The following is a 22,052-nucleotide window of genomic DNA, read 5'->3' as shown; positions in this document are numbered from 1 at the left end:
GCGCCCCACCACCAGGAGCCGCCGTCTCCCCGCGGTGGTCGTCGAATTCACCGACGCCGCGAGGAGGCCGCCGATGTCAGCTTCGATCGACTTCCCCCAGCCCAGCCGGACCAGGACCCCCGTCCCCGTCCCGCTCCCCCTTCCGCCCGCCGCGTCCGTGGAACTCCTGGAGAACGCCCGCGAGGGCATCGCCGAGGCCGAGGCCGCGACCGACCCGGCCGAGCGCTTCGTCGCCGCCTACCTCGCCGCGCTGCGCGCGGGCGCCGCCGTGCTCGCCCTGCGCGGCAGGCCGCACCGCGGCCACGCCAAACCCGCCAGCGTCTGGGTCCTGCTCGCGGGCATCGCCCCCGAGCTGGCGGAGTGGGCCGCGTTCTTCGCGTCCGCCTCCGCCACCCGAGCCGCGGTCCAGGCGGGGATCACCCGCGTCGTCACCACCCGTTCCGCCGACGACCTGGTCCGCCAGTCCGCCCAGTTCGTCGCGCTGGTCGACCGGATCACGCACGAGGCGCGCACGTGACCAAGGCCCTGATCGACTACGGCAGGCTGCTCGACGTCCTCGCCGCCGAAGCGGAGACGCTCGCCTCGTCCGTCGAGGGGCAGCGCCCCGAACGCCAGGTCCCGGCCTGTCCCGGCCTGAACCTCGGCGAGACCGCCAGGCACGTCGGCAGCACCTACCGCATGACCCTGTCCTGGTTGCGCGACGGCCGCCAACCCGTGACGTGGCAGCAGAACCCGGCCCCCGAGGAGACGCTGGCGGACTTCGTCCGCGGTGGCGTGGAGCCGCTCCTGGACGAGTTGGCCGCCCACGAGGCGGAGGACGAGTGCGGCACGTGGTGGCCGGAGGAACCCAACTACGGCTTCTGGGCGCGCAGGCTGGCGCACGAGACGACCGTGCACCGGATGGACGTCCAGGCCGCGGCGACGACACCCCTCGACCCGGTGGCCGACGACGTGGTCGTCGACGGCGTCGACGAGGTCCTGTCGCTCTGGTTCGTCCACCGCCTGAGCGCCATGGGCGTCCGCGGCACCAGGGACGGCGTCGTCGCGGTCCGCACCGCGGGCCGCGTCTGGCTCGCCTCGTCGGGCCCGACCGGCTCCACGGCGTGGCGCGCGACCCCCGAGGAGGCCGAACCGGCCGACGCGGACGTCACCGGCGTGCCCCTCAACGTCTACCGCTGGCTGTGGGGCCGCATCTCCGACCGCGAGGTCGAGGTCAACGGCGACCACGACGCGATAGCCCAACTCTGGGCCCTGCTGCGGCTGGCGACGAAGTGAGGCCGGGCGCCCGACGAGCGGCAAGATCAACGGTTGGCGCGGAGCGGCGAAACCGTCGTACCCCACCGCTACCGTCGATTCCGGGGGCCCATCCCGCGCGCGCGGGTAAGGGGTCCCCCGGAACCAATTCTACCGGCGAGCACCGACAAGATCGAGAACTCGCGTGGTCGACCGGCGGCCCGTTCCGCGTCGAATCCCGTCCCGGCTGGGGTTTCCCTTGGCCCGTGGTGATCTGACCGCCGCGCAGTGGGCGGTGCTGGAACCGCTGCTGCCACCCGAACGCCGAGTGGGAAGACCGAACCGGGACCGCCGCCAGGTCGTCAACGCGATCCGCTGGCGGGTGCGCACCGGATCGCCGTGGCGCGACATGCCGCCGCGCTACGGGCCGTGGGAGACCGCCTACGGGATCTTCCGGGCCTGGCAGCGCGACGGCGTCTGGGCGGCGGTCCTGGAGAAGATCCAGGACCGCGTCGACATCATCACCTGGGACGTGTCGGCGGGCTCCACCGTCCGGCGCGCCCGGACGGACCCCGACTGAGCACGTGCCGAACCCGGCCGTGCCCTGGTGCGGTGACCGCTGACCCCCGCCGCGTGAAACCCGGTGAGGTCGCGGTCACCGCACTAGGCGGGCGGCAGGCCCAGGTTCGCGACCTCGACCAACCCCCTGCCGTCGGGCGTCGCGGACTCCAGGCGGAAGCGGGCCTGCCGTCCGTCCACCTCCAGCACGGCGATGGAGTTGCCGAAGTGCGGGCCCGTCAACCGGCTCCACTCCAACGGATCGGCGGGCACGCCCGCGCGGTCGGCGAGCTTGCGCATCAGACGACCCATCGGCGGCCACCAGGCCAGCTTGAACACCGGGCGGAAGAACTTCGGCGGGTCGTTGTGCACGGGGGAGCAGGTGAGCTGCACGACCGCGCTGTCCGTCGGCTCCGCGTAGTGGGCCTCCGCCGCGTAGCTGTGGTGCACGTCGCCGGACAGCACGCAGATCGTGGCCGGGGCGTTCTCCCCGCGCCCGACCCGACCGAGGAACCGCGACAGCCGCTCGAACGAGTCGCGGAACGCGGGCCAGTGCTCCAGGTCGGCGATCTGGCGGACCTGCTCGGCGAACCGGCCGCGCCTGCCCGGCCTCGCGGCGGCGCGCTCGTTGATCGACTGACCGTGGCTGATCGCGTACGGCATCAGCCACGGCAGCGACGAACCGATCACCAGGTGGTCGTAGTCGCCCTCGGCGTTGCGCTCGATCCAGTCGAACTCCTCGTCGCTGACCATCCGCCGCGTGTCGCCCGCGAGGATCCGGCCGCACCGTGTGTCGATCACCAGCAGCCGCACCCGCCCGTAGTCGCGGCGGTAGCTCCACCACGTCGACTTCCGACCGTCCAGTTCGGCGTCGGCCTGCTCGGCGAACTCCTCCAGCATCGGCTGCACGTCACCGCCCGAGGACACCACCTTCGCGTACAGCTCGTCGCGGTCCAGTTCGTCCGGACCGAGGTTGCCCAGGTGCTGGTAGACCCAGTAGGACGCCAGCCCGGCCCGGATGCGCTCCGGCCACCACGAGGTCGCGGCCATCTGCTCGCGCCACGGGCGCGAGGTGTTCCAGTCGTCGCGGATGTCGTGGTCGTCGAAGATCATCGACGTCGGCACGGTCGACATCAGCCAGCGGATCTCCGGGTCGCCCCACGACTCGTGGTAGAGCTGCGCGTACTCGCGGAAGGTCAGCACCTCGTCGACGGGATCCTTGCCACCACGCCGTTTCCGCAGCCACTCCTTCGTCCGCGACGTCGGCTCGTCCGCGTACACCTGGTCGCCGAGCAGCAGCAGCGCGTCCGGCCACTCGTTCTGGGGCTGCTCCGCCATCCGCAGCGCGTAGGCGTCCAGCGCGTCCGGCCCGAGCGAGTCCTCCTCCGCGGGCTTCTGCGGCTTGGCCGCGCGGCACGAACCGAACACGATGCGGTGCGTCAGGTCCTCATCGGACTTCGTGCTGATGCGGCACGGTGGGAACTCCGAGTCCGGCTCCGGCCACACCAGGTCGCCGTCCAGTCGCACGTCGTAGTCGGTGGTGGTGCCGGGGGTCAGGCCCCCGATGCGCACCAACGCGAAGTGCTGCGCCCCTACCTGGAACGTCCGCGCGCTGTGGTCGGCGATCGTCACCTCGGTCGAGGTGTCGGTTTCCACCCACACCGTCGCCGACGTCGCGTTCACGTGCCGCAGCACCGGACCGAGAACCAGCTTCGCCATGGGGCAGACGTTACCTTTGGTGGATGGCAACGAGGCTGAACGACGTCGTGGTCGACGCTGCGGACCCGGCCGCACTGGGTCGGTTCTGGTCCGAGCTGCTGGGAACGCGCATCACCGGCGAGTCCTCCGACGAGGTGGACGTGGCCGTCGTGGAGGGTGTGGAACTGGTGTTCGTGCCGGTCCCCGAGCCGAAGGTCACCAAGAACCGCCTGCACCTCGACCTGGCCAGCTCGTCGCCGGAGGAACAGGCCGAGATCGTCGAGCGCGCGAAGGCGCTCGGCGCCCGCCCCGTCGACCTCGGACAGCGGGGCGTGCCGTGGGTGGTGCTCGCCGACGTCGAGGGCAACGAGTTCTGCGTCCTGGAACCACGTCCCGAGTACCGGGGGACCGGGCCGGTCGCCGCGATCGTCGTGGACGTCGCGGACACCTGGGTGCAGGCCGACTTCTGGGCCGGGGCGACCGGGCTGACGGTCGTCAACCGCACCGCCGAGTTCGCGTCGCTGCGCGGCGACGCGGGCCCGTGGCTGGAGTTCCTGCACAGCGACGACCCGAAGCGCGGGAAGAACCGCGTCCACCTCGACGTCGCCCCCGCCGCCCACGACGACCAGACGGCCGAGGTCGCCCGCCTGGTCGCGCTGGGCGCCAAGGTGATCGACCTGGGACCGGGCGACTGGACCCACGTCGTGCTGCTGGACCCGGAAGGCCAGGAGTTCTGCGTCCTCTCCCCCCGCTAGCCAGGACACCGACAGCCTGACCCCCGCGACTCCACCAGGAGACGGGAACGTCCGCCGCCCTACTCACCTCGCCGGACCTGACCCGAGCACCAGGGGTTCCGCACTCCGCTCTGCGGACCCGTCGTCCAGAGCGTGGGAACTCCACGTTCCCGCACCTACTCCGTCGTCCGTCGTCCGTCGTCCGTCGTCCGTCGTCCGTCGTCCGTGGTCCGGGGCACGTGGCCTCCCTGTTCCGCACCCACTCCGCTAGTCCGTGGTCCGGGGCCTCCCTGTTCCGCACCCACTCGGCCGCTCCGTGGTCCGGGACGTGGGACCTCCACGTTTCTGCACCCCGCTCTGCGGACCCGTGGTCCGGAGCGGGGACCTCCACGTTCCGCACCACTCCGCTGGTCCTTGGTCCGGAACGCGGAACCTCCACGTTTCCGCACCCCCGCCGAGGGCCATGCCTCCCTGCCTCGGTTTTCCCACCCGTTGAGCCACACCCCTTGACCTGGTCAACCCGATCAGCCACAGTTCCGATATGCAATATATTGGTCGTCTGGACCGCTCGCTCTACCGCGACCGCGCGCTGACGGCGATCCGCGACGCCATCGTCGGCGGCGACCTGGCGCCGGGCACCCCGATCAAGGACGTCGACCTGGCCGAGGAACTGGGCCTGTCCCGCACGCCGGTCCGCGAAGCGCTGGCCCGGCTCACCGACGAGGGCCTGGTGGAGAGCAAGCCGCACAGCTACACCAGGGTCACCCCGCTCGACACCGCCGTCGTCCGACAGGCGCACGCCGTCGTGCAGGCGATGCACGCGCTCGCCGCGCGCCTGGCCGTTCCGCTGATGACACCCGCGGACCTGGACGCCATGCGCGCCGCCAACACCCGGTTCGAGACGGCGCTGGCGACCGGTGACGTGACCGCCGCGCTGGCCGCCGACGACGAGTTCCACGACGTCGCGGTCCGCCGCGCCGACAACTTCGCGGTCACCGCCACCATCGACCGCTACACACCGCTGGTCCGCAGGCTCGAACGCCTGCGCTTCGCCACCCCGCCCGGCCGCCACTCGGTGGCCATGCACGCCGACGTCATCGCCGCCTGCGCCGTCCCGGACGCCGACCTGGCCGCCGAACGCGTGTCCTTGAACTGGGCGACCCTGACCGACCTGCTTCAGTCCGACGACTAGAGGAGACCCTGGTGTTGCAGGACTTCACCCGCTACCCGCTCCTGTTCGGCCCGTCACCCGTCCACCGCCTCGACCGCCTCACCGCGCACCTCGGCGGCGCCGAGGTGTGGGCGAAGCGCGAGGACTGCAACTCCGGCCTCGCCTACGGCGGCAACAAGACCCGCAAGCTCGAATACCTGGTCGCCGACGCCGTGGCCACCGGCTGCGACACCCTCGTCTCGATCGGTGGCGTCCAGTCCAACCACACCCGCCAGGTCGCCGCCGCGGCCGCCCGCGCGGGTCTGAAGTGCGTGCTGGTGCAGGAGAGCTGGGTCGACTGGACCGACCCCGGCTACGACCGGGTCGGCAACATCCAGCTGAGCCGACTGATGGGCGCCGACGTGCGACTCGTGCAGGCCGACTTCGGCATCGGCGTCAAACCCGCGTGGGAACAGGCCATCCAGGACGTCCGCGACGCGGGCGGCACCCCGTACCCGATCCCGGCGGGCGGCTCCGACCACCGCCTCGGCGGCCTGGGCTTCGCCAACTGGGCCAAGGAAGTGGAGAACCAGGAAGCCCAACTGGGACTCTTCTTCGACACCGTCGTCGTCTGCTCGGTCACCGGCAGCACCCAGGCGGGCATGGTCGCGGGCTTCGCCGACAGCCCCCGCCGCCGCCGCGTCCTCGGCATCGACGCCTCCGCGAAACCCGCCGAAACCCTCGACCAGGTCACCAGGATCGCCACCGCCACCGCGACCCTGCTCGACGTCACCGTCGACCCCGCCGACGTGCTGCTCGACGAACGCTTCCACGAGGGCGTCTACGGCGTACCGGGGAAGTCCACACTGGACGCCATGCGCCTCGGCGCCTCGCTGGAGGGCATGATCACCGACCCGGTCTACGAGGGCAAGTCCCTGGCAGGCTTGATCGAACTGGTGTCGACCGGCGAAATCCCCCGCGACTCCAAGGTCCTCTACGCCCACCTCGGCGGCCAACCCGCCCTCAACGCCTACAGCACCCTGTTCACCTGAGCCTCCCGCCGTCCACCACCAGACCTCTTCGGACACCGGTCCACGCATCACCGGATTCCTGAATCCTCACGCCCTCAGCCTCAACCCCTTCGGTGTGGCCCGGAAACCCGCCTCCTGGAGGACACCCGACAGACGGGTGCCCAGCGCGTTCTCGCCGTCGGTGCGCTGCACGGCCAGCTGCCCCAGCCAGCCGTCGCGCACCGCCCGGCTCAACGACTGAGCGGCAGCCCTCAGCGTCTCCTCGTCCTCGGTGAACGACAGCAGCGACCGGCCACCGCGCTCGACGTAGAGCACGGCCACCCCGTCGACCAGCACCGTCAGCGCCCCGGCCTTGCGGGCCGGGCGGTGCTTGCCGTCACCGACCGGGGCAGGCCAGTCCAGCGCGGCACCGTAGGGCTGGGCCGGGTCGGACGCGGCGAGCACCACGGCCTCCGGCGTGCCGAGGTGGTCCTGACCCGGCGGTCTCGACAGCGCGCGGAGACGGTCGACCGCGCCGCGAGCGGCGAACTGCGCGGCACCGAGGCCTTCGACGACGTAACCGCGCACGACCTGCCCGGACTCCTCCATCGCCCGCAGCACCTTGTACACACCGCTGAAGCCACCGGTCACCCGCTCGGTGTCGAGCGCGCCCCTGGTCAGCACGCCGTGCCGTTCCAGGAACGCCTCGGCCCTCGCGTGCGCCCGGCGGGTCGGGTCGATCGCGGGCACGATCGCCAACGACCACCGGCCCGCGACCGTCGGCGGCCCGGTCCGGCTCGGCATGTCCGGCCGCCCGGCCCGCATGCGGGCGTACCGGCCGCGCGGGGCCGCCCGTCTGGACTTGTGCGCCGCGCTCTTGCCGGACACCAGCGACCGCAGCGGAGCGAGCGTGTCGTTGGTGACGAGCCCGGCCCACACCAGGTCCCACAGCGCGCCGACCACCTCCGAATCCGTGGTCGGCCCCTGCAACGACACGCGGTCGACCAGCTGTCGGAAGAACAGCGCCCCACCCGCCAGCGCCTCGACGACCGCCAGGTGCAGCGGCGACTCCGGAGCCGACTCCGGCACCAGGTCCGGCAGCAGCAGGTCGGCCACGTCCGTCGGAGCCAGGGCGATCCAGCCGTCGCCACCCGCCAACGACCCGCAGCCGGTCCACGTCACCTCACCCGACGCGGTCAGCTCGTCCAGCTGGGCGGGGGAGTAGCCGGGCAGCCGCGCGGGCAGCACCAGCGACTCCAGCGCGCTCGCGGGCAGCGGCGCACCCGCCAACTGCTCCACGACCGACAGCACGTCGTCCACCGACGGAGCGGACCTCAGCCGTCTGCCGACCCCGTGCCAGCTCGGCAGGAACCGCCCCAGCGCGGCGGGTTCGACCGGCTCGACCTCGGCCCGCAGCCGGGCCAGCGAGGCCCGCCGCAACCGCCGCAGCACCTCCGCGTCGCAGTACTCGGTGTGCGTGCCGCCGGGCCGCAGTTCGCCCCGCACCAACCGCCCGGTGCCGGACATGCGCTCCAGCACACCCGTCACCACCGCGATCCCGAGCCCGAACCGCGCGGCGGCCTCCATCGCCGGGAACGGCCCGTGCGTGCGGGCGTACCGGCTCAGCAGGTCGCCGACCGGATCGGCCACCGGCTCGGTGAACACCTCCGGCACCCCGACCGGCAGCGCCGCCCCCAGCGCGTCCCGGTAGCGGCCCGCGTCCTCGATCGCGATCACGCGGTCCTCGCCCGCGATCCTGATCCGCAGCGCCCTGCGCTGGTCGACGAGCTCCGCGAACCACGACGGCTGGATCCCGCGCTCAAGCCCCTCGGCCTCCGAGAGGTCGCCGAGGAACCGCAGCAGGTCGGCCGCGTCCTCCGCGTGCCGGGCCCGCCGCTCCTCGGTGAGCCGCTGGAGGCTGCGCTCGACCTCCTCGACCACCTCGGGGTCGAGCAGTTCGCGGATGGCCTCCGACCCGAGCAGCTCCGACAGCAGGGTCGAGTCCAGCGACAGCGCGGCGGCCCGCCGCTCGGCCAGCGGTGTGTCCGTCTCGTACAGGAACATGCCGACGTACCCGAACAGCAGGCTGCGGGCGAACGGCGACGGGGTCGGCGTCTCGACCTCCACCACCCGCACCCGACGGGCCCGGACGTCGGCCATCAGCTCCCGCAGACCCGGCACGTCGTACACGTCCTGCAAGCACTCCCGCATGGCCTCCAGCACCACCGGGAAGCTCTCGTACTTCGCCGCCACCGACAGCAGCTGCGCCGCCCGCTGCCGCTGCTGCCACAGCGGCGACCGCTTGCGGGGGTCGCGCCGGGGGAGCAGCAGCGACCGGGCCGCGCACTCCCGGAACCGGGCGGCGAACAGCGCCGACCCGCCCACCTCGGCCACGACGATCTGCTCGACCTCCTCCGGGTCCAGCAGCACGTCCTCCGCGCCGACCACCACGTCCGCGCCGTCGGAGTCGACCGCGTCGGGCAGCCGCACCACGATGCCGTCGTCGGAGTGCGCCGCCTGCACCTCCACACCCCGCCGTTCCCGCAGCCGGGCGGCGATGGCCAGCGCCCACGGCGCGTTGACCTGCGCCCCGAACGGCGAGTGCACGACCAGCCGCCAGTCGCCCAGCTCGTCGCGGAACCGCTCGACCAGCAGCACCCGGTCGTTCGGCACGTGCCTGGTGGCCTCGCGCTGCTCGCCCAGGTACGCGGCCAGGTTGCTCGCCGCCCACGCGTCCAGACCCGCGTCGGCGGCCCGCACCGCCGCGTCGGGACCGTCCGCCGTGGACATCTCCCGCAGGAACTTCCCCAGCGCCCGCCCCAGCTCCAGCGGCCTGCCCGGTGCGTCGCCCTTCCAGAACGGCATCCGCGCGGGCTGCCCCGGCGCGGGCACCACGATCACCCGGTCGTGGGTGATGTCCTCCACCCGCCACGCGGAGGTGCCCAGCAGGAACGTGTCGCCGACCCGCGACTCGTACACCATCTCCTCGTCCAGCTCGCCGACCCGCGAGCCGGGCCCCCGGTCCGAGGCCGGGGTCATCACCGCGAACATGCCCCGGTCCGGGATCGTGCCGCCCGACGTCACCGCCAGCCGCTGCGCTCCCGGCCTGCCGCGCAGCTCACCGGTCACCCGGTCCCACGTGATGCGCGGCCGCAGCTCCCCGAACTCCTCGCTCGGGTACCGCCCGGCCAGCATGTCCAGCACCGCGACCAGCGCCGACTCCGGCAGCGCCGCGAACGGAGCCGCCCGCCGCACCAGCCCCGCCAGCTCCCGCACCGACCACGGCTCCAGCGCGACCATCGCCACCACGTGCTGCGCCAGCACGTCGAGGGGGTTGCGCGGGTACCGGACGGCCTCGATCGCCCCGTCGCGCATCCGCTCCGCCACTACCGCGCACGACACCAGGTCGCCGCGGAACTTCGGGAACATCACCCCGCGCGACACCGCCCCCACCTGGTGACCGGCCCGCCCGACCCGCTGCATCCCGGACGCCACCGTCGGCGGCGCCTCCACCTGGATCACCAGGTCGACCGCGCCCATGTCGATGCCCAGTTCCAGCGACGACGTCGCCACCACGCACGGCAGCCGCCCGGACTTCAGCTCCTCCTCCACCACCGTCCGCTGCTCGCGCGCCATCGACCCGTGGTGCGCGCGGGCCACCACGGGAGCGGTCTGCGTAGTGAGGCCGGACTGCCCGATCGCCTCGGCGGGGAACCGCTCCAGCTCGACCGCCTCCTCCGCCAGCTCGTTCAGCCTGGCCGTCAGCCGCTCGGCCAGCCTCCGCGAGTTCGCGAACACGATCGTCGACCGGTGCTCCCGCACCAGCTCCAGGATCCGCTGCTCCACGGCGGGCCAGATCGACGCCTTCTGCTCCGCGCCCGCGGCCGACCCCGTGACCTCTCCGGTCGGCTGCCCGAGGACCGACATGTCCTCCACGGGCACCTCGACCCGCACCTCGATCGTCTTCGCCGTCTTCGGCTGCACCACCCGCACGGGCCGCCCGCCCGCGAGGAACGACGAGACCTCTTCGACCGGTCGGACCGTCGCCGACAGCCCGATCCGCTGGGCGGGCTGGTCGAGCAGCGCGTCCAGCCGTTCGAGCGACAGCGCCAGGTGCCCGCCGCGCTTGGTGCCCGCGACCGCGTGCACCTCGTCCAGGATCACCGTCCGCACACCCCGCAACGACTCGCGGGCGGCGGACGTGAGCAGCAGGAACAGCGACTCCGGCGTGGTCACCAGCACGTCGGGCGGTGTTTTCGCGAAGGCCCGCCGCTCGTCCGCGGGCGTGTCGCCCGTGCGCATCCCGACGGTGATCGACGGTTCCGCCTGCCCCAGCCGGTGCGCGGCCTGCCGGATGCCCGCCAGCGGCGCCCGCAGGTTGCGCTCCACGTCGACCGCCAAGGCCTTCAGCGGAGAGATGTAGAGGACGCGGCACCGCAGCTTCGGGTCCTCCGGCGCCGGTGTCGACGCCAACTGGTCGAGCGCCCACAGGAACGCCGACAGGGTCTTGCCCGACCCCGTCGGCGCGATGACCAGCGCGTGCTCCCCGGCGGCAGCGGCCCGCCACGCTCCGGCCTGGGCGTCGGTGGGCGCGGCGAAGGCACCCGTGAACCACTGCCGGGTGGCAGGGGAGAAAGCCTTCAGCGCGTCCATGCGGCCCATCATGAACCGAGGGTCCGACATTTTCCGGTCGGAGGCCACCTGACCTCGAAGGACCCAATCCGGCCAACCCACGGGCGCACCCCAGGGCCGACGTGGCACCATCAGCCGGTCCGCCGACTAAGGGGAGAACGTGCGCGTCCTGTCCGTTGACCTGGGTACTTCCAACACGGTGGCGGTGCTGTCGGCACACGGCCGCCCACCCAGGGTCGTCGAGGTGGACGGTGCGTCGGCCATGCCGTCCGCCGTCTTCTGCGAGGAGGACGGCACCCTGGTCGTCGGCCGCGACGCCGAGCGGCGCGCCCGCCTGGACCCGTCGCGGTTCGAGCCGAACCCCAAGCGCCGGGTGGACGACGGCGTGCTGCGGCTAGGCGGGTCCGTCGTGCCGGTCTCGGACGCGCTGGCCGCCGTGCTCGGCCGCGTCCTGGAGGAGACCGAGCGGCAGCTCAACGGCGCCGCGCTGGACGAGGTCCGGCTGACCCACCCCGCGCAGTGGGGTCCGACGCGCCGCAACGTGCTGATGTCCGCCGCGCTGCTGGCCGGGGTGACCGCCGAGATCGTGCTGGTCCCCGAGCCGGTGGCCGCCGCCGCGCACTTCGCCGCCGTGCTGGACCGCAACTTCTCGATCGGCCAGGCGCTGGCCGTGTACGACCTGGGCGCGGGCACGTTCGACGTGGCCATCGTCGGCGTCACCCAGAAGGGGTTCGAGGTGCTGGCCGAGGACGGCGTGCCGGACCTCGGCGGCCTGGACGTCGACCAAGCCCTGCTGGAGCACATCGGCCGCCAGGTGTCGCACGGCGACCCCGGTCACTGGCAGCGGCTGATGCGGCCCGAGTCGACCGCCGACCGCCGCACCCGCCGGACCCTGCTGGACGACGTCCGCTCGGCCAAGGAAGCCCTGTCGCGGCACCAGCGGACCGAGGTCCCGATGCCCGCGCCGTTCGCCGACGTGGTCGTGACCCGCTCCGACATGGAGGCGCTGGTCCGGCCGCGGCTGCTGCGCAGCGCCGAGCTGCTGGCGTCCACGATCCGCTCGACCGGCATGGCCCCCGAACAGCTCGCGGGCATCTACCTCGTCGGGGGCTCCAGCCGGATCCCGCTGGTCAGCACCATGATCACCGAACAGGTCCGGGTCGCGCCCACCAGCCTCGACCAGCCGGAGACGGCCGTCGCGCTCGGCGCGCACCACGTGCCCAAGGACGGCATCAACCTGCGGGAGACCGACGAGCTGTCGCCCGACGCGGTGGCGGACCCCGAGGTGCCCACGGTCGTCACGGAGCCCGTCGACGACTTCCCCACCCAGGACATGCCCGCGACCGGCGGGTTCCCGGCGCAGAGCCCGCCGACCGGCGGGTTCCCCGCCCAGAGCGGCCCGCACCCGGTGAACCCGGCGGCCAGCGGCCCCTTCCCGGTCAACCCGGCCGCCAGCGGCCCGTACCCGGTCAACCCCGCGACCAGCGGCGGCTACCCGGTGACCGCGCCGTACTCGGTGAACACCTCGTTCTCCGTCAACAGCCAGTTCCCGACGACCGGGCCGCAGCAGTTCAACTTCCCCAGCACCGTCGCCGCCCCGAGGAAGAAGCCGAACCGGACGGTGCTGCTCGCCGTCGGCGGAGCGGTCGTGCTGGTCCTGGCGATCGTCGGCGGCGTCGTCGCGTTCAGCGGCCCGGACATCCCGAACGCGCAGGAGTGCAAGGCCGACACCGCGACCGACGACAAGGGCTTCACCAAGTGCCTGCGCCAGCTCGCGGGCGTCGTGCCCGACGGCGGCGAGTGCAAGACCGGCGGCTCGGCGGGCGTCTCCGGCGTCAACGCCATCAAGGGCAGCGTCGTCAGCTGCGAGCTGGCGGGCGACTACACGGTGCAGTACGTGCTCACGGACACCGTGACCGGCGCGCAGCAGGGCGCGGACGCCGTCGTGGGCTCCCTCAAGGCCGACGTGGTGGAGGCCCGGTGGGCGGGCAACGGGCTGGAGGGCCGGTACCGGTCTTCGGCGGACGGCGGCGTGGGGCTGCTCGCGTTCACCGCGACGGACCGGCCGCTGCTGGGGATCGTGAGCAAGACCGGCGGCGGGGAACTCACCGCCGACGAGGTCGCCGACTACTTCGAGAAGAACGTCCAGCCTGGTACGTGACCCGGACGGCCCTGGCAGCGGCGGGTTCGGCCGTGTCACGATCGCGATCATGAAAACGGCCGCGCCCGAGGTCGAGCACCTGCAGCGCAAGGTGCTCCGCGTGCTCACGACGACCCAGGTCCTCGGGGCCGCTGGCGTCACCATCGGGCTCGCCTTCAGCACGCTGATCGCCGCCTCGCTGTCGCGTTCCGACGCGATCGGCGGGCTCGCGCAGACCAGCGCCGTCGTCGGCGCGGCCCTCCTCGCCCTCCCCGCGGCCCGGTTGGCGCAGCGCCGCGGCAGGCGCCCGGCCCTCGTGCTCGGCTACGGCGTCGGGACCCTCGGCGCGCTGGTGGCCGCGCTCGCCGTCGCGCTCGGCTGGTGGCAGCTGCTGCTGCCCGCGCTCGTCCTGTTCGGCGGCGCGGGCAGCGCGAACCTCGCGGCCCGCTACGCGGCCACCGACCTCGCGCACCCGCACCGACGTGCGCGCTCGGTGGGCGTCGTGGTGTGGGCCGCGACCATCGGGGCGGTCGCGGGACCCAACCTCGCGGGCCCGGCGGACACCCTCGCCTCGTCCGTCGGACTGCCGGACGGCGTGGGGCCGTTCCTGCTGGCCGCCGTCGGGTTCGGCCTCGCCGCGCTGGTCATCGGCGTGTTCCTGCGCCCGGACCCGCTCGTGGTCGTGCGCGACGCCGAACCGGAGCCGGTCGTGCCCGCCCACTGCACGGGCGGCCAGGCGTCGACCAGGGGCAGCGTCGCCGTGTGGCGGTCGCTGCGGTCCAGCGCGAAGCTCGCCCTGGTGGCCATCGCGCTGAGCCACACCGCGATGGTCGGCCTGATGTCCATGACCCCGGTCCACATGAACCACGCGGGCTCGTCGCTCCAGGTGGTCGGCGTCGTGATCAGCCTGCACGTCGCGGCCATGTACGGGGCCAGCCCGCTGTTCGGCTGGATGGCCGACCGCCTCGGCCGCATCCCGGTCCTGGCCATCGGCGCCGCGCTGCTCGTCGCCGCCTCCGGCGTCACCGGGATGGCGCCGTCGGAGAACGCCCCGCAGCTCGCCGCCGGGCTCACCCTGCTCGGCTTCGGCTGGTCCGCCGCGCTCGTGTCCGGGTCAGCGCTGCTCACCGAGTCCGTCGCGGTGCCGGACCGGCCCGCGGCGCAGGGCCTGTCCGACCTCTGCATGAACGTCGGCGGCGCGATCGGCGGCGTCACGGCGGGCGCGGTCGTCACCGCGTGGTCGTTCGCGACGCTCGGGCTGGTCGTCGGCTTCGTCGCGCTGCCGCTGCTCGCGGTCTGCGTCTACACGACGCTGCAACGACCGGCCTGAGTCACTTCCGCCTGTTCCCCCACCAGAAGCGCAGACCGACGATGATGCTGACCAGCAGCATCGCCACCACCGCGAGCTGGCCGACGGGCGAGGACAGGCCACTGGGGTCTTGCTGGAGCAGCACCACTCCCTGAGGTTAGCCTGGTCCCGATGCGCATCACGGTGTTCCGCAAGCTGATGGCCGACGAGTTCGGCCCGGTCCGCGGTGAGATGGTGGCCCACGACCACGTGCTGTCCGTGCTCGGCGGGCGGACACCCGACGAGGCACTGGAGGCCGGGGTCTCCCCGAAAGAGATCTGGCTCGCCGTCTGCGACGCCTTCGACGTCCCCGAGCAGCGCCGATGAGCCAGCGTGTCCGAGCTGCGATCGAACACCTGTTCGGCTAAGCTCCCGGCACGACCGGGTGTCCGAACCGCTGCTCGCCCGGCCCTCGCAAAATTGTCGGACCCTCCCCGTAGCGTCGGGTCCAACATGAAAAAGCGATCCGAGACAACCCGAGGTGGACACCAGATGGCTCCCGCAGCACCCGACAGGGACAAGGCCCTTGAGCTGGCTCTTGCCCAGATCGACAAGCAGTTCGGCAAGGGCTCGGTCATGCGTCTCGGCGAAGAGGGCCGCGCCCCGATCGCCGTCATCCCGACCGGCGCTATCGCGCTGGACGTGGCCCTCGGCATCGGCGGTCTGCCCCGCGGCCGCGTGGTCGAGATCTACGGCCCGGAGTCCTCCGGTAAGACGACCGTCGCGCTGCACGCGGTCGCCAACGCGCAGAAGCAGGGCGGCATCGCGGCGTTCATCGACGCGGAGCACGCCCTCGACCCCGACTACGCGAAGAAGCTCGGCGTCGACACCGACGCCCTCCTGGTCTCGCAGCCGGACACCGGCGAGCAGGCGCTGGAGATCGCGGACATGCTGATCCGCTCCGGCGCCCTCGACATCCTCGTCATCGACTCGGTGGCCGCGCTCGTGCCCCGCGCCGAGATCGAGGGTGAGATGGGCGACAACCACGTCGGCCTCCAGGCCCGTCTGATGAGCCAGGCGCTCCGCAAGATCACCGGTGCCCTCAGCAACTCCGGCACCACGGCGATCTTCATCAACCAGCTCCGCGAGAAGATCGGCGTCATGTTCGGCACGCCGGAGACCACGACCGGTGGCAAGGCGCTGAAGTTCTACGCGTCCGTGCGCCTGGACGTGCGTCGCATCGAGACCCTGAAGGACGGCGGCGAGCCCGTCGGCAACCGCACCAGGGTCAAGGTCGTGAAGAACAAGGTGGCCCCGCCGTTCAAGCAGGCCGAGTTCGACATCCTCTACGGCAAGGGCATCAGCCGTGAGGGCTCGCTGATCGACATGGGTGTCGACCAGGGCATCCTGCGCAAGTCCGGCGCCTGGTACACCTACGAGGGCGACCAGTTGGGGCAGGGCAAGGAGAACGCCCGCAAGTTCCTCCTGGAGAACCCCGATGTCGCCAACGAGGTCGAGAAGCGGATCAAGGACAAGCTCGGCATCGGGGCGAAGCTCGACGCCGACGTCACCGAAGCGGCACCCACGCCGGTCGACTTCTGAGCAGCACCATGACGTACCACGGTGGCAGGGGTCGGGGGCGTGGACGGCCCGGATTCGGTTCGGACGACGACACCCCCGACCTCCCGCCCCCGGACCCCGTCGAGGAGCAGAAGCGGGCCAAGGAGATCTGCTTCACGCAACTCGCGGCACAACCGCGCACCCGTCTCGAACTGAAGAACGCGATGCTGCGCAAGGGCATCGCTGAGGAGCTTGCCGAGCTGGTGCTCGGCAAGTTCGACAAGGCGGGCCTGATCGACGACGCGGCGTTCGCGGAGATCTGGGTCCGGTCCCGGCACACCTACAACGGGCTCGGTCGCCGTGCGCTGGCGATGGAGCTGCGGCGCAAGGGTGTCGCGGACGAGTTGGTCACCGAGGCCGTGGCCGCGGTGGACGACGAGGCCGAACAGGACCGTGCCCGCGAACTGGTGCGGAAGAAGCTGCGCGGCATGAGCGGCGTCGACGAGACGGCGAAGATCCGTCGGCTCGTGGGTGCGTTGGCGCGCAAGGGTTATTCGGGTGGCATGGCCTACCAGGTGGTGCGCGAGGAGCTGCGCGCCGAGGGTGCGGATGCCGCTCTGCTGGACGAGGCCCTGCCGGACTGAACGCCGCTCGCCACGACTGATCCGGTGGTGTCCCTGCGGCGTTGTCATGTCGCGGCTGCGGTGGTGGGTGCTGGAGTGTCGCGGACAGGACGATGCGGCGGCCAGGCAGATCCGGAGGCCTCTGTGGTTGTCTAGCGGTGGCCGCGCTGGAGACGGGCTGGGGATACCCGTCGTAGGCGCGGCTGGTCAGGTCGGACAGGGTGGCGAACGCGGCTAGGAAGAACGTGCGTTTGAGCTTGCGGTTGCTCGACTTCGCGAGGTGCTCGCTCTTGGTGCCGGAGCTGCGGGTGACCGGGGCGATCTCGGCATAGGCGGCCTGGTGTCCGGAGGAGGCGTCACCGATCTCCAGCAGGATCCGGGTGGCGGTCCTGAACCCCGGTGCCGGGCATTGAGATCAGGATCCCGGCACGTGGGTGCGCGTCAAGGATCTCCTCGACGGCGACCTGTTTCCGTTGTGGGGGAACGGTTTTCGGGCTGCCCGCGAGTCGGGGCGGACGGCGGTGGCCGCGAGGGTTCCGGGAACGGTCACGAGCTGCTCGTCCAGCGCCGTCATAAAACCTGTCGTCCAGGCGAGGTGCGTGCGCTGTGGCGATCGAGGCCGGCTTGCGCCGTCCGGCCTTGGCGATGCCGGTCGGACTCCGCAGCGGGACAGGATCTCCGGCGCGGCCGTGTCCCCATCAACGGTCCGACGATGTCACCGGGCCGGTCTCCGGACCACGCGTGTGACAGGGGCGTCAGTCATGTCGGATCTGATGACCAGGAGTTGCGAAACAGGCAACGAGGGATTGGGGAACGCTGGTCCAGGTCGAGCAGATCGTCGCCGGGGTTCTCGGTTCGCGGGGATCAAGACTCCTGTCGGTCGAGTCCGACGTCGCGCGGGGAGCACCGTCCTCCCTGCGGCAGAGGTCGGGGTCGAGATCCGGACCAGAGGTGATCACGTTGTGCTGCGCGGGCTTCTCGGGGTCGAGTTCGGTGGGGCGCACGTTGTGCTCGACCCCCTTCCCGACGGGATCGACGGCACCAGGGGCGAACTCGTGCTGACGAAGGAGGAGATCAGCGTCTACCCGTACCACCTCTGATCGGACTCGGTGCCGGTGATCGGGTCACCCGGTCGCGCTCTTATTCGCTCGCTGTCGCCCTTCCCGGTGGGTACAAAGACGCCATGCTCCTCAAATACCCCCGGACGCGGCACCTCGAAGGGTCGCGTCTTCAGCCTGGGGACGAGGACCTCGACTCGGTGGCGTTCGCGGCGATCCGCGGCCGTCACGTGGTGGTCGAGGAGAAGCTCGACGGGGCGAACGTGGGGGTCGGGTTCGACGCCGACGGGGTCCTCAGGTTGCAGAGCCGGGGGCACTACCTGGTCGGTGGGCCTCGGGAGCGGCAGTTCGCGCGGTTCAAGGCGTGGGCGGCGCAGGTGCGGCCTGCGCTGTGGGAACGGTTGGGCTCCCGGTACGTCATGTACGGGGAGTGGCTCTTCGCGAAGCACACGGTGTTCTACGACGCGCTGCCGCACTTCTTCTGCGAGTTCGACGTGGTCGACCGGGAGACCGGCAGGTTCCTGTCGACGCCCGCTCGGGCGGCGCTGCTCGACGGGGCACCGGTGGTGTCCGTGCCGGTGCTGCACTCCGGGGCGCTCGACGACCTGAGGGCGTTGACCGCGTTGCTGGGGCCGTCCACCTGCCGCACACCGCGGTGGCGCGAGGTGCTGCGCGAAGCTGCCGGAGACGCCGGGCTGGACCCGGACCAGGTGGTCGCGGAGACGGACTCGGACGACTTCATGGAAGGCCTGTACATCAAGGTCGAGGACGGTGACGAGACCGTCGACCGGTACAAGTGGGTGCGGCGCAGCTTCCTGACCGCCATCCGGGATTCCGGCAGCCACTGGGCTTCCCGACCCATCCTGCCGAACCGACTGGTCGGAGGCTCCCGTGCGGGTCTTTGACGAGCTGTGCCCGCGAGGTCCGGACTGGACGGTGCGGTGGTCGGAGATCGAGGCCGCGTTCGCGTGGGTCCGGCGGCTGCGCGGTGTGGTGCAGGACCCGGTGCACCACGCGGAGGGTGACGTCGCGACGCACACGCGGATGGCGTGCGAGGCGCTGGTGTCGCTACCGGAGTGGCGTGCGCGCCCCGAGCACGAGCGGACGCTGCTGTTCGCGACCGTGCTGCTGCACGACTGCGCCAAGCCCTACCGGACGCAGGTCGACGAGCACGGGCGGGTCACGGCGCACGGGCACTCGCGGCACGGCGACCTGCTGGCGCGACGGCTGCTGTGGGAACTGGGGGCGCCACGCGCGTGGCGCGAGCACGTCGCCGCGCTGGTGAACCACCACCAGGTGCCGTTCTGGGCGTTGGAACGACCGGACCTGGCCAGGATCGTGTACCGGGTCAGCCTGGTGGCGCGCAACGACGACCTGGCGGTCCTCGCGACGGCGGACATCCTGGGGCGGGTGTGCGAGGACGCGGACGCCGTGGTGGACAACATCGCGCTGTTCCGGGAGTACTGCCGCGAACTGGGCTGCCTGGACGGGCCGAAGGAGTTCGCGTCGGAGCACGCGCGGTTCCAGTACTTCCGCACACCGGGGCGCGACCCGGAGTACGCCGCGTTCGACGACACGAGGATGGACGTGACCGTCCTGTCCGGACTGCCGGGCGTCGGCAAGGACCACTGGACCACCGCGCACCGGGCGGGGTGGCCGGTGGTGAGCCTCGACGTGCTGCGGGACCGGATGGGCGTCAAACCCGGTGGCGATCAGCGGGCCGTCGTCGCGGCGGCGTTCGAGCAGGCCCGGACCCACCTGCGCGCCGGTGAGCGGTTCGTGTGGAACGCGACCAACGTGTCGCGCCAGCTGCGCGAGCGGTGCGTCGGGCTCGCGGCGGACTACCGCGCGCGGGTCACGCTCGTGAGCCTCGAAGCGCCTCCGTCGGTCGTGCGGGCGCGCAACCGGGCGAGGACCGCCCCCGTGCCCGAGGCCGTGGTGGAACGGCTGATCGACAGGTGGGAGACGCCGGACCCGACCGAGGCGCACCACGTCGAGTGGGTCGACACGGGTCGTTAGAGTGCCGTCGTGGGCACGAAACACGTGGTGTGGGACTGGAACGGGACCCTGCTGGCCGACAACGTCGCCGTGATGGCATCCGTCAACCGGGTGATCCGCGACTTCTACCCACCCGCTTCCGGGGTGGAGTGCGCCTGCCTCACCTGCGGCACCCCCTCGACGCCGTCGTACGACGGCGACGCGGTGTGCGCCGGGTTCGGCCGCGAGCCGATCACGCTGGACCACTGGCGTTCGGTGTTCAGCCGCCCGCTGCTGGAGTGCTACGAGCGGCTGCTCGGGCAACCGTTGGACGCGGCGGCGTGGGCGCGCGTCAACACCGTCTACCACGACCACTACCGCGGCCTCCTGTCGCTCTGCCGCCTCGCCGACGGGGCACCCGAGCACCTGCGGGCGTGGGGCGAGCGCGGACGCACCCAGTCGCTGCTGTCGATGTGGTACCACGACGAGCTGGTCGTGCTGGTCGACGAGTTCGGGCTGACCGAGCTGTTCACCAGGATCGACGGCCTGCGCGAGGAAGCCGGGGGCGGGTTGAAGGCCGCGCACCTCGCGACGCACCTGACCGCGCTGGAACTGGACCCGGCCGACGTCGTGCTCATCGGCGACGTCGTGGACGACGCCGAGGCCGCCGCGCACGTCGGCGCCTCGTGCGTGCTCGTCACGACCGGCGTCATGAGCCGGGCCAAGCTCGAATCCACCGGGGTGCCCGTGGCCGACTCGATCACCGAGGCCCTCGCGCTGCTGGACTAGCGCGCCACCAGGGGTCCCCCGTTGCGGTGGGCCCCCCGACATTGAACCTACCGCTGGGGTCCGACATCGTCGTGCGGGTCGTCCGGTGGTCGTTGGTTCGTCTGGGTGGCACCGACCCGTGCCCGTGCGGATCGGTGGCGCACGACCAGGAGCAGCCCGCCGAGCGCGGTCATCAGCCCGCACGTGATGACGGCCGTGGACACCAGGAACACCGACTTCGCCGCGCGGCGGAAGCACCGCCGACCCCGGCCAGCACCGCGGCCGTCTTGCCGTTGCCGACGGTCGGCCGCCGTCCGGGGATCGGCGGCAGCTTCACCGCCAACCCGACCGCGACGGCGGCGTTGATCGCGGTCAGCCAGTACGGCGACGGCGGGTTCCACCGCATCAGCAGGCCGATCACCGGCCAGAACACGATCTTGCCCACCGGGCAGCACGACCGGCCGACGCCCTCCGCCCTCAGGTACAGGTGGCCCGCGTCGTGCGCGTGCAGGAACCGAGGAACACCGGCACCAGGTTCGCCACCACGAGCACGCCCGCCCCGCTCGCCAGCGACGTGCGGTAGTCGAACCGGTCGGCCCCATACCGGTCGGGATCTCCAGCAGGCAGAACGCGACGTGGTAGACGCTCTGGATGCCGAAGATCTCGGCGTCGGTCATCCCGAGCTGCTACTGGTAGGCGTGGAAGATCGGCACCCACAGCAGCAGTCCGAAGAAGAACTGGAAGCCGAACGTGAGCCTGATCGCCCGCGTCACGGCGGGGTTCGTCGAGAGCGCCATCGGATCGAGTACGGCCGGAGCCGCACGACGAACAGGTGCTCGGCGAACGCAGGACCGGCGCCGCAGTCCGGAGGAGTGGTTCGTCCATCGGTCTGGGACGCCGGTCCGCCGGTCGTGGGAGCCGCCCACCCCTGGCGGTGGTCCGCCCTACCTCAGCCCGGACGCCGCGGCGGCGAGCGCCTCGATCCGGCCGAAGTCGCCCGCGGCGAGCGCGTCCTTCGGGGTGAGCCACGAGCCGCCGACGCAGCCCACGTTCGGCAGCGCCAGGTACTTGGGCGCCGACTCCGGGGTGATGCCGCCGGTCGGGCAGAAGCGGAGCTGCGGCAGCGGGCCGCCGATCGACTTCAGGTAGTCCACGCCCCCCGCGGCCTCGGCGGGGAAGAACTTCAGCGCCGTCAGCCCGCGCTCGAACAGCCGCAGCGCCTCCGAGACGGTCGCCGCGCCGGGGAGGAACGGCAGGCCGGTGTCCTCCACGGCGTTCAGCAGCCGCTCGGTGCACCCGGGGGTGACGAGGAAGGCCGCGCCCGCCTTGGTCGCCTGCTCGGCCAGCTCAGGGGTGGTCACGGTGCCCGCGCCGATGACGATGTCCGGGACCTCCGCCGCTACGCGTTCGATGGCGGCCAGCGCGGCCGGGGTGCGGAGGGTCAGTTCGATCACGCCGATGCCGCCGCGCAGGAGTGCCTGGGCCAGGGGGACGGCGTGGTCGGCGTCGTCCACGACGACTACCGGGATGACGGGGGACAGCGTGAGCAGATCCGCGCTGGTGGTCACCGCGAAAACCTCCTGGTGGGGTGGGGCGTGGTTTGGTTGGCAGCGTAGTCGTGGG

The 22,052-nt window shown here is 72.2% G+C and carries 20 protein-coding genes and 1 pseudogene; 15 read left to right on the top strand and 6 right to left on the bottom strand.

Annotated elements, in window-relative coordinates; translation table 11 throughout:
- The first annotated feature begins 73 nt into the window (after positions 1-73).
- From VFZ92_RS02870 to VFZ92_RS02860, 3 genes are all read left to right on the top strand, one after another.
- A complete protein-coding gene (locus VFZ92_RS02870) occupies positions 74-517 on the top strand; it encodes an SAV_6107 family HEPN domain-containing protein (protein WP_330874085.1) in 444 nt (147 codons plus the stop codon).
- The gene (locus VFZ92_RS02865; RefSeq protein WP_330874084.1) at positions 514-1,275 is read left to right on the top strand and encodes a maleylpyruvate isomerase N-terminal domain-containing protein; all 762 of its coding nucleotides are present in this window, start codon (positions 514-516) and stop codon (positions 1,273-1,275) included. Before VFZ92_RS02870 ends, VFZ92_RS02865 begins: the two co-directional genes overlap by 4 nt.
- Positions 1,276-1,492: 217 nt before the next feature.
- Positions 1,493-1,813: a transposase gene (locus tag VFZ92_RS02860; protein ID WP_330874083.1), complete on the top strand. Its 321-nt coding sequence runs from the start codon at positions 1,493-1,495 to the stop codon at positions 1,811-1,813.
- An 83-nt stretch (positions 1,814-1,896) separates the two neighbouring features.
- Here VFZ92_RS02860 and VFZ92_RS02855 read toward each other — a convergent pair whose 3' ends face one another.
- Positions 1,897-3,510, bottom strand: a complete 1,614-nt coding sequence (locus tag VFZ92_RS02855; protein WP_330874082.1) for an alkaline phosphatase D family protein — start codon at positions 3,508-3,510, stop codon at positions 1,897-1,899.
- A gap of 23 nt (positions 3,511-3,533) precedes the next feature.
- Here VFZ92_RS02855 and VFZ92_RS02850 point away from each other — a divergent pair, with 23 nt between their 5' ends.
- The 3 genes from VFZ92_RS02850 to VFZ92_RS02840 all read left to right on the top strand — a co-directional run bounded on the left by VFZ92_RS02850 (position 3,534) and on the right by VFZ92_RS02840 (position 6,425).
- Positions 3,534-4,244 (top strand): VOC family protein, encoded by a 711-nt coding sequence (locus VFZ92_RS02850; RefSeq protein ID WP_330874081.1) that lies wholly within the window; start codon positions 3,534-3,536, stop codon positions 4,242-4,244.
- A gap of 520 nt (positions 4,245-4,764) precedes the next feature.
- On the top strand, positions 4,765-5,415 hold the full coding sequence (locus VFZ92_RS02845) for a GntR family transcriptional regulator (protein WP_330874080.1): 651 nt from the start codon (positions 4,765-4,767) through the stop codon (positions 5,413-5,415).
- Positions 5,416-5,423: 8 nt separating this feature from the next.
- Positions 5,424-6,425, top strand: coding sequence for a 1-aminocyclopropane-1-carboxylate deaminase (locus VFZ92_RS02840; RefSeq protein WP_330874094.1), 1,002 nt, complete (start codon positions 5,424-5,426; stop codon positions 6,423-6,425).
- Between the two features lie 66 nt (positions 6,426-6,491).
- Here VFZ92_RS02840 and VFZ92_RS02835 read toward each other — a convergent pair whose 3' ends face one another.
- Positions 6,492-11,036: an ATP-dependent helicase gene (locus tag VFZ92_RS02835; RefSeq protein WP_330874079.1), complete on the bottom strand. Its 4,545-nt coding sequence runs from the start codon at positions 11,034-11,036 to the stop codon at positions 6,492-6,494.
- Between the two features lie 139 nt (positions 11,037-11,175).
- Between VFZ92_RS02835 and VFZ92_RS02830 the strand changes: the two genes are divergently transcribed.
- Entirely contained in the window at positions 11,176-13,176 is a 2,001-nt protein-coding gene (locus VFZ92_RS02830; RefSeq protein ID WP_330874078.1) for an Hsp70 family protein, read from the top strand.
- 49 nt (positions 13,177-13,225) lie between these two features.
- The gene (locus VFZ92_RS02825) at positions 13,226-14,485 is read left to right on the top strand and encodes an MFS transporter (RefSeq protein WP_330874077.1); all 1,260 of its coding nucleotides are present in this window, start codon (positions 13,226-13,228) and stop codon (positions 14,483-14,485) included.
- 1 nt (position 14,486) lies between these two features.
- Here VFZ92_RS02825 and VFZ92_RS02820 read toward each other — a convergent pair whose 3' ends face one another.
- Positions 14,487-14,609, bottom strand: coding sequence for a hypothetical protein (locus VFZ92_RS02820; protein ID WP_330874076.1), 123 nt, complete (start codon positions 14,607-14,609; stop codon positions 14,487-14,489).
- 26 nt (positions 14,610-14,635) lie between these two features.
- On the opposite strand from VFZ92_RS02820, the gene VFZ92_RS02815 reads away from it, so the two are divergent.
- The 3 genes from VFZ92_RS02815 (at position 14,636) to VFZ92_RS02805 (ending at position 16,647) form a co-directional block, all read left to right on the top strand.
- Positions 14,636-14,830 carry a DUF3046 domain-containing protein gene (locus VFZ92_RS02815; RefSeq protein ID WP_330874075.1) on the top strand — a complete coding sequence of 65 codons (195 nt, stop codon included), beginning with the start codon at positions 14,636-14,638 and terminating at the stop codon, positions 14,828-14,830.
- 165 nt (positions 14,831-14,995) lie between these two features.
- Positions 14,996-16,045 carry a recombinase RecA gene (recA, locus tag VFZ92_RS02810; protein ID WP_330874074.1) on the top strand — a complete coding sequence of 350 codons (1,050 nt, stop codon included), beginning with the start codon at positions 14,996-14,998 and terminating at the stop codon, positions 16,043-16,045.
- Between the two features lie 8 nt (positions 16,046-16,053).
- Positions 16,054-16,647 carry a regulatory protein RecX gene (locus tag VFZ92_RS02805; protein ID WP_330874073.1) on the top strand — a complete coding sequence of 198 codons (594 nt, stop codon included), beginning with the start codon at positions 16,054-16,056 and terminating at the stop codon, positions 16,645-16,647.
- 172 nt (positions 16,648-16,819) lie between these two features.
- On the opposite strand, the pseudogene VFZ92_RS02800 reads toward VFZ92_RS02805, so the two are convergent.
- Positions 16,820-17,314 (bottom strand): annotated as a pseudogene (locus VFZ92_RS02800) (transposase); the annotation flags it as partial.
- 274 nt (positions 17,315-17,588) lie between these two features.
- Between VFZ92_RS02800 and VFZ92_RS02795 the strand changes: the two are divergent.
- From VFZ92_RS02795 to VFZ92_RS02780, 4 genes are all read left to right on the top strand, one after another.
- A complete protein-coding gene (locus VFZ92_RS02795; protein WP_330874072.1) occupies positions 17,589-17,726 on the top strand; it encodes a hypothetical protein in 138 nt (45 codons plus the stop codon).
- 83 nt (positions 17,727-17,809) lie between these two features.
- A complete protein-coding gene (locus tag VFZ92_RS02790; RefSeq protein WP_330874071.1) occupies positions 17,810-18,589 on the top strand; it encodes an RNA ligase family protein in 780 nt (259 codons plus the stop codon).
- On the top strand, positions 18,576-19,703 hold the full coding sequence (locus tag VFZ92_RS02785) for an AAA family ATPase (RefSeq protein WP_330874070.1): 1,128 nt from the start codon (positions 18,576-18,578) through the stop codon (positions 19,701-19,703). The genes VFZ92_RS02790 and VFZ92_RS02785 overlap by 14 nt, the downstream gene beginning before the upstream one ends.
- Before the next feature lie 9 nt (positions 19,704-19,712).
- Positions 19,713-20,450, top strand: a complete 738-nt coding sequence (locus VFZ92_RS02780; protein WP_330874069.1) for an HAD family hydrolase — start codon at positions 19,713-19,715, stop codon at positions 20,448-20,450.
- 172 nt (positions 20,451-20,622) lie between these two features.
- Here the strand turns inward: VFZ92_RS02780 and VFZ92_RS02775 are convergent, their stop codons facing one another.
- Both VFZ92_RS02775 and eda read right to left on the bottom strand, forming a co-directional pair.
- Positions 20,623-20,874, bottom strand: coding sequence for a hypothetical protein (locus tag VFZ92_RS02775; protein ID WP_330874068.1), 252 nt, complete (start codon positions 20,872-20,874; stop codon positions 20,623-20,625).
- 499 nt (positions 20,875-21,373) lie between these two features.
- Entirely contained in the window at positions 21,374-21,997 is a 624-nt protein-coding gene (gene eda / locus VFZ92_RS02770) for a bifunctional 4-hydroxy-2-oxoglutarate aldolase/2-dehydro-3-deoxy-phosphogluconate aldolase (protein WP_330874067.1), read from the bottom strand.
- Between the last annotated feature and the right edge of the window lie 55 nt (positions 21,998-22,052).

It is taken from the genome of Umezawaea sp. (genome assembly GCF_036375055.1).
Classification (GTDB): Bacteria; Actinomycetota; Actinomycetes; order Mycobacteriales; family Pseudonocardiaceae; genus Umezawaea.
Note: the sequence above shows the minus strand (reverse complement) of the source record. Positions and strands in the feature narration are given on the sequence as shown.

Bases quoted from the DNA above. Each gene is read 5' to 3' on its own strand.
- VFZ92_RS02870 (WP_330874085.1), top strand. From the start codon at position 74: ATGTCAGCTTCGATCGACTTCCCCCAGCCCAGCCGGACCAGGACCCCC.
- VFZ92_RS02855 (WP_330874082.1), bottom strand. From the start codon at position 3,510: ATGGCGAAGCTGGTTCTCGGTCCGGTGCTGCGGCACGTGAACGCGACG.
- VFZ92_RS02850 (WP_330874081.1), top strand. From the start codon at position 3,534: ATGGCAACGAGGCTGAACGACGTCGTGGTCGACGCTGCGGACCCGGCC.
- VFZ92_RS02845 (WP_330874080.1), top strand. From the start codon at position 4,765: ATGCAATATATTGGTCGTCTGGACCGCTCGCTCTACCGCGACCGCGCG.
- VFZ92_RS02835 (WP_330874079.1), bottom strand. From the start codon at position 11,036: ATGGACGCGCTGAAGGCTTTCTCCCCTGCCACCCGGCAGTGGTTCACG.
- VFZ92_RS02825 (WP_330874077.1), top strand. From the start codon at position 13,226: ATGAAAACGGCCGCGCCCGAGGTCGAGCACCTGCAGCGCAAGGTGCTC.
- VFZ92_RS02815 (WP_330874075.1), top strand. From the start codon at position 14,636: ATGCGCATCACGGTGTTCCGCAAGCTGATGGCCGACGAGTTCGGCCCG.
- recA (WP_330874074.1), top strand. From the start codon at position 14,996: ATGGCTCCCGCAGCACCCGACAGGGACAAGGCCCTTGAGCTGGCTCTT.
- VFZ92_RS02805 (WP_330874073.1), top strand. From the start codon at position 16,054: ATGACGTACCACGGTGGCAGGGGTCGGGGGCGTGGACGGCCCGGATTC.
- VFZ92_RS02790 (WP_330874071.1), top strand. From the start codon at position 17,810: ATGCTCCTCAAATACCCCCGGACGCGGCACCTCGAAGGGTCGCGTCTT.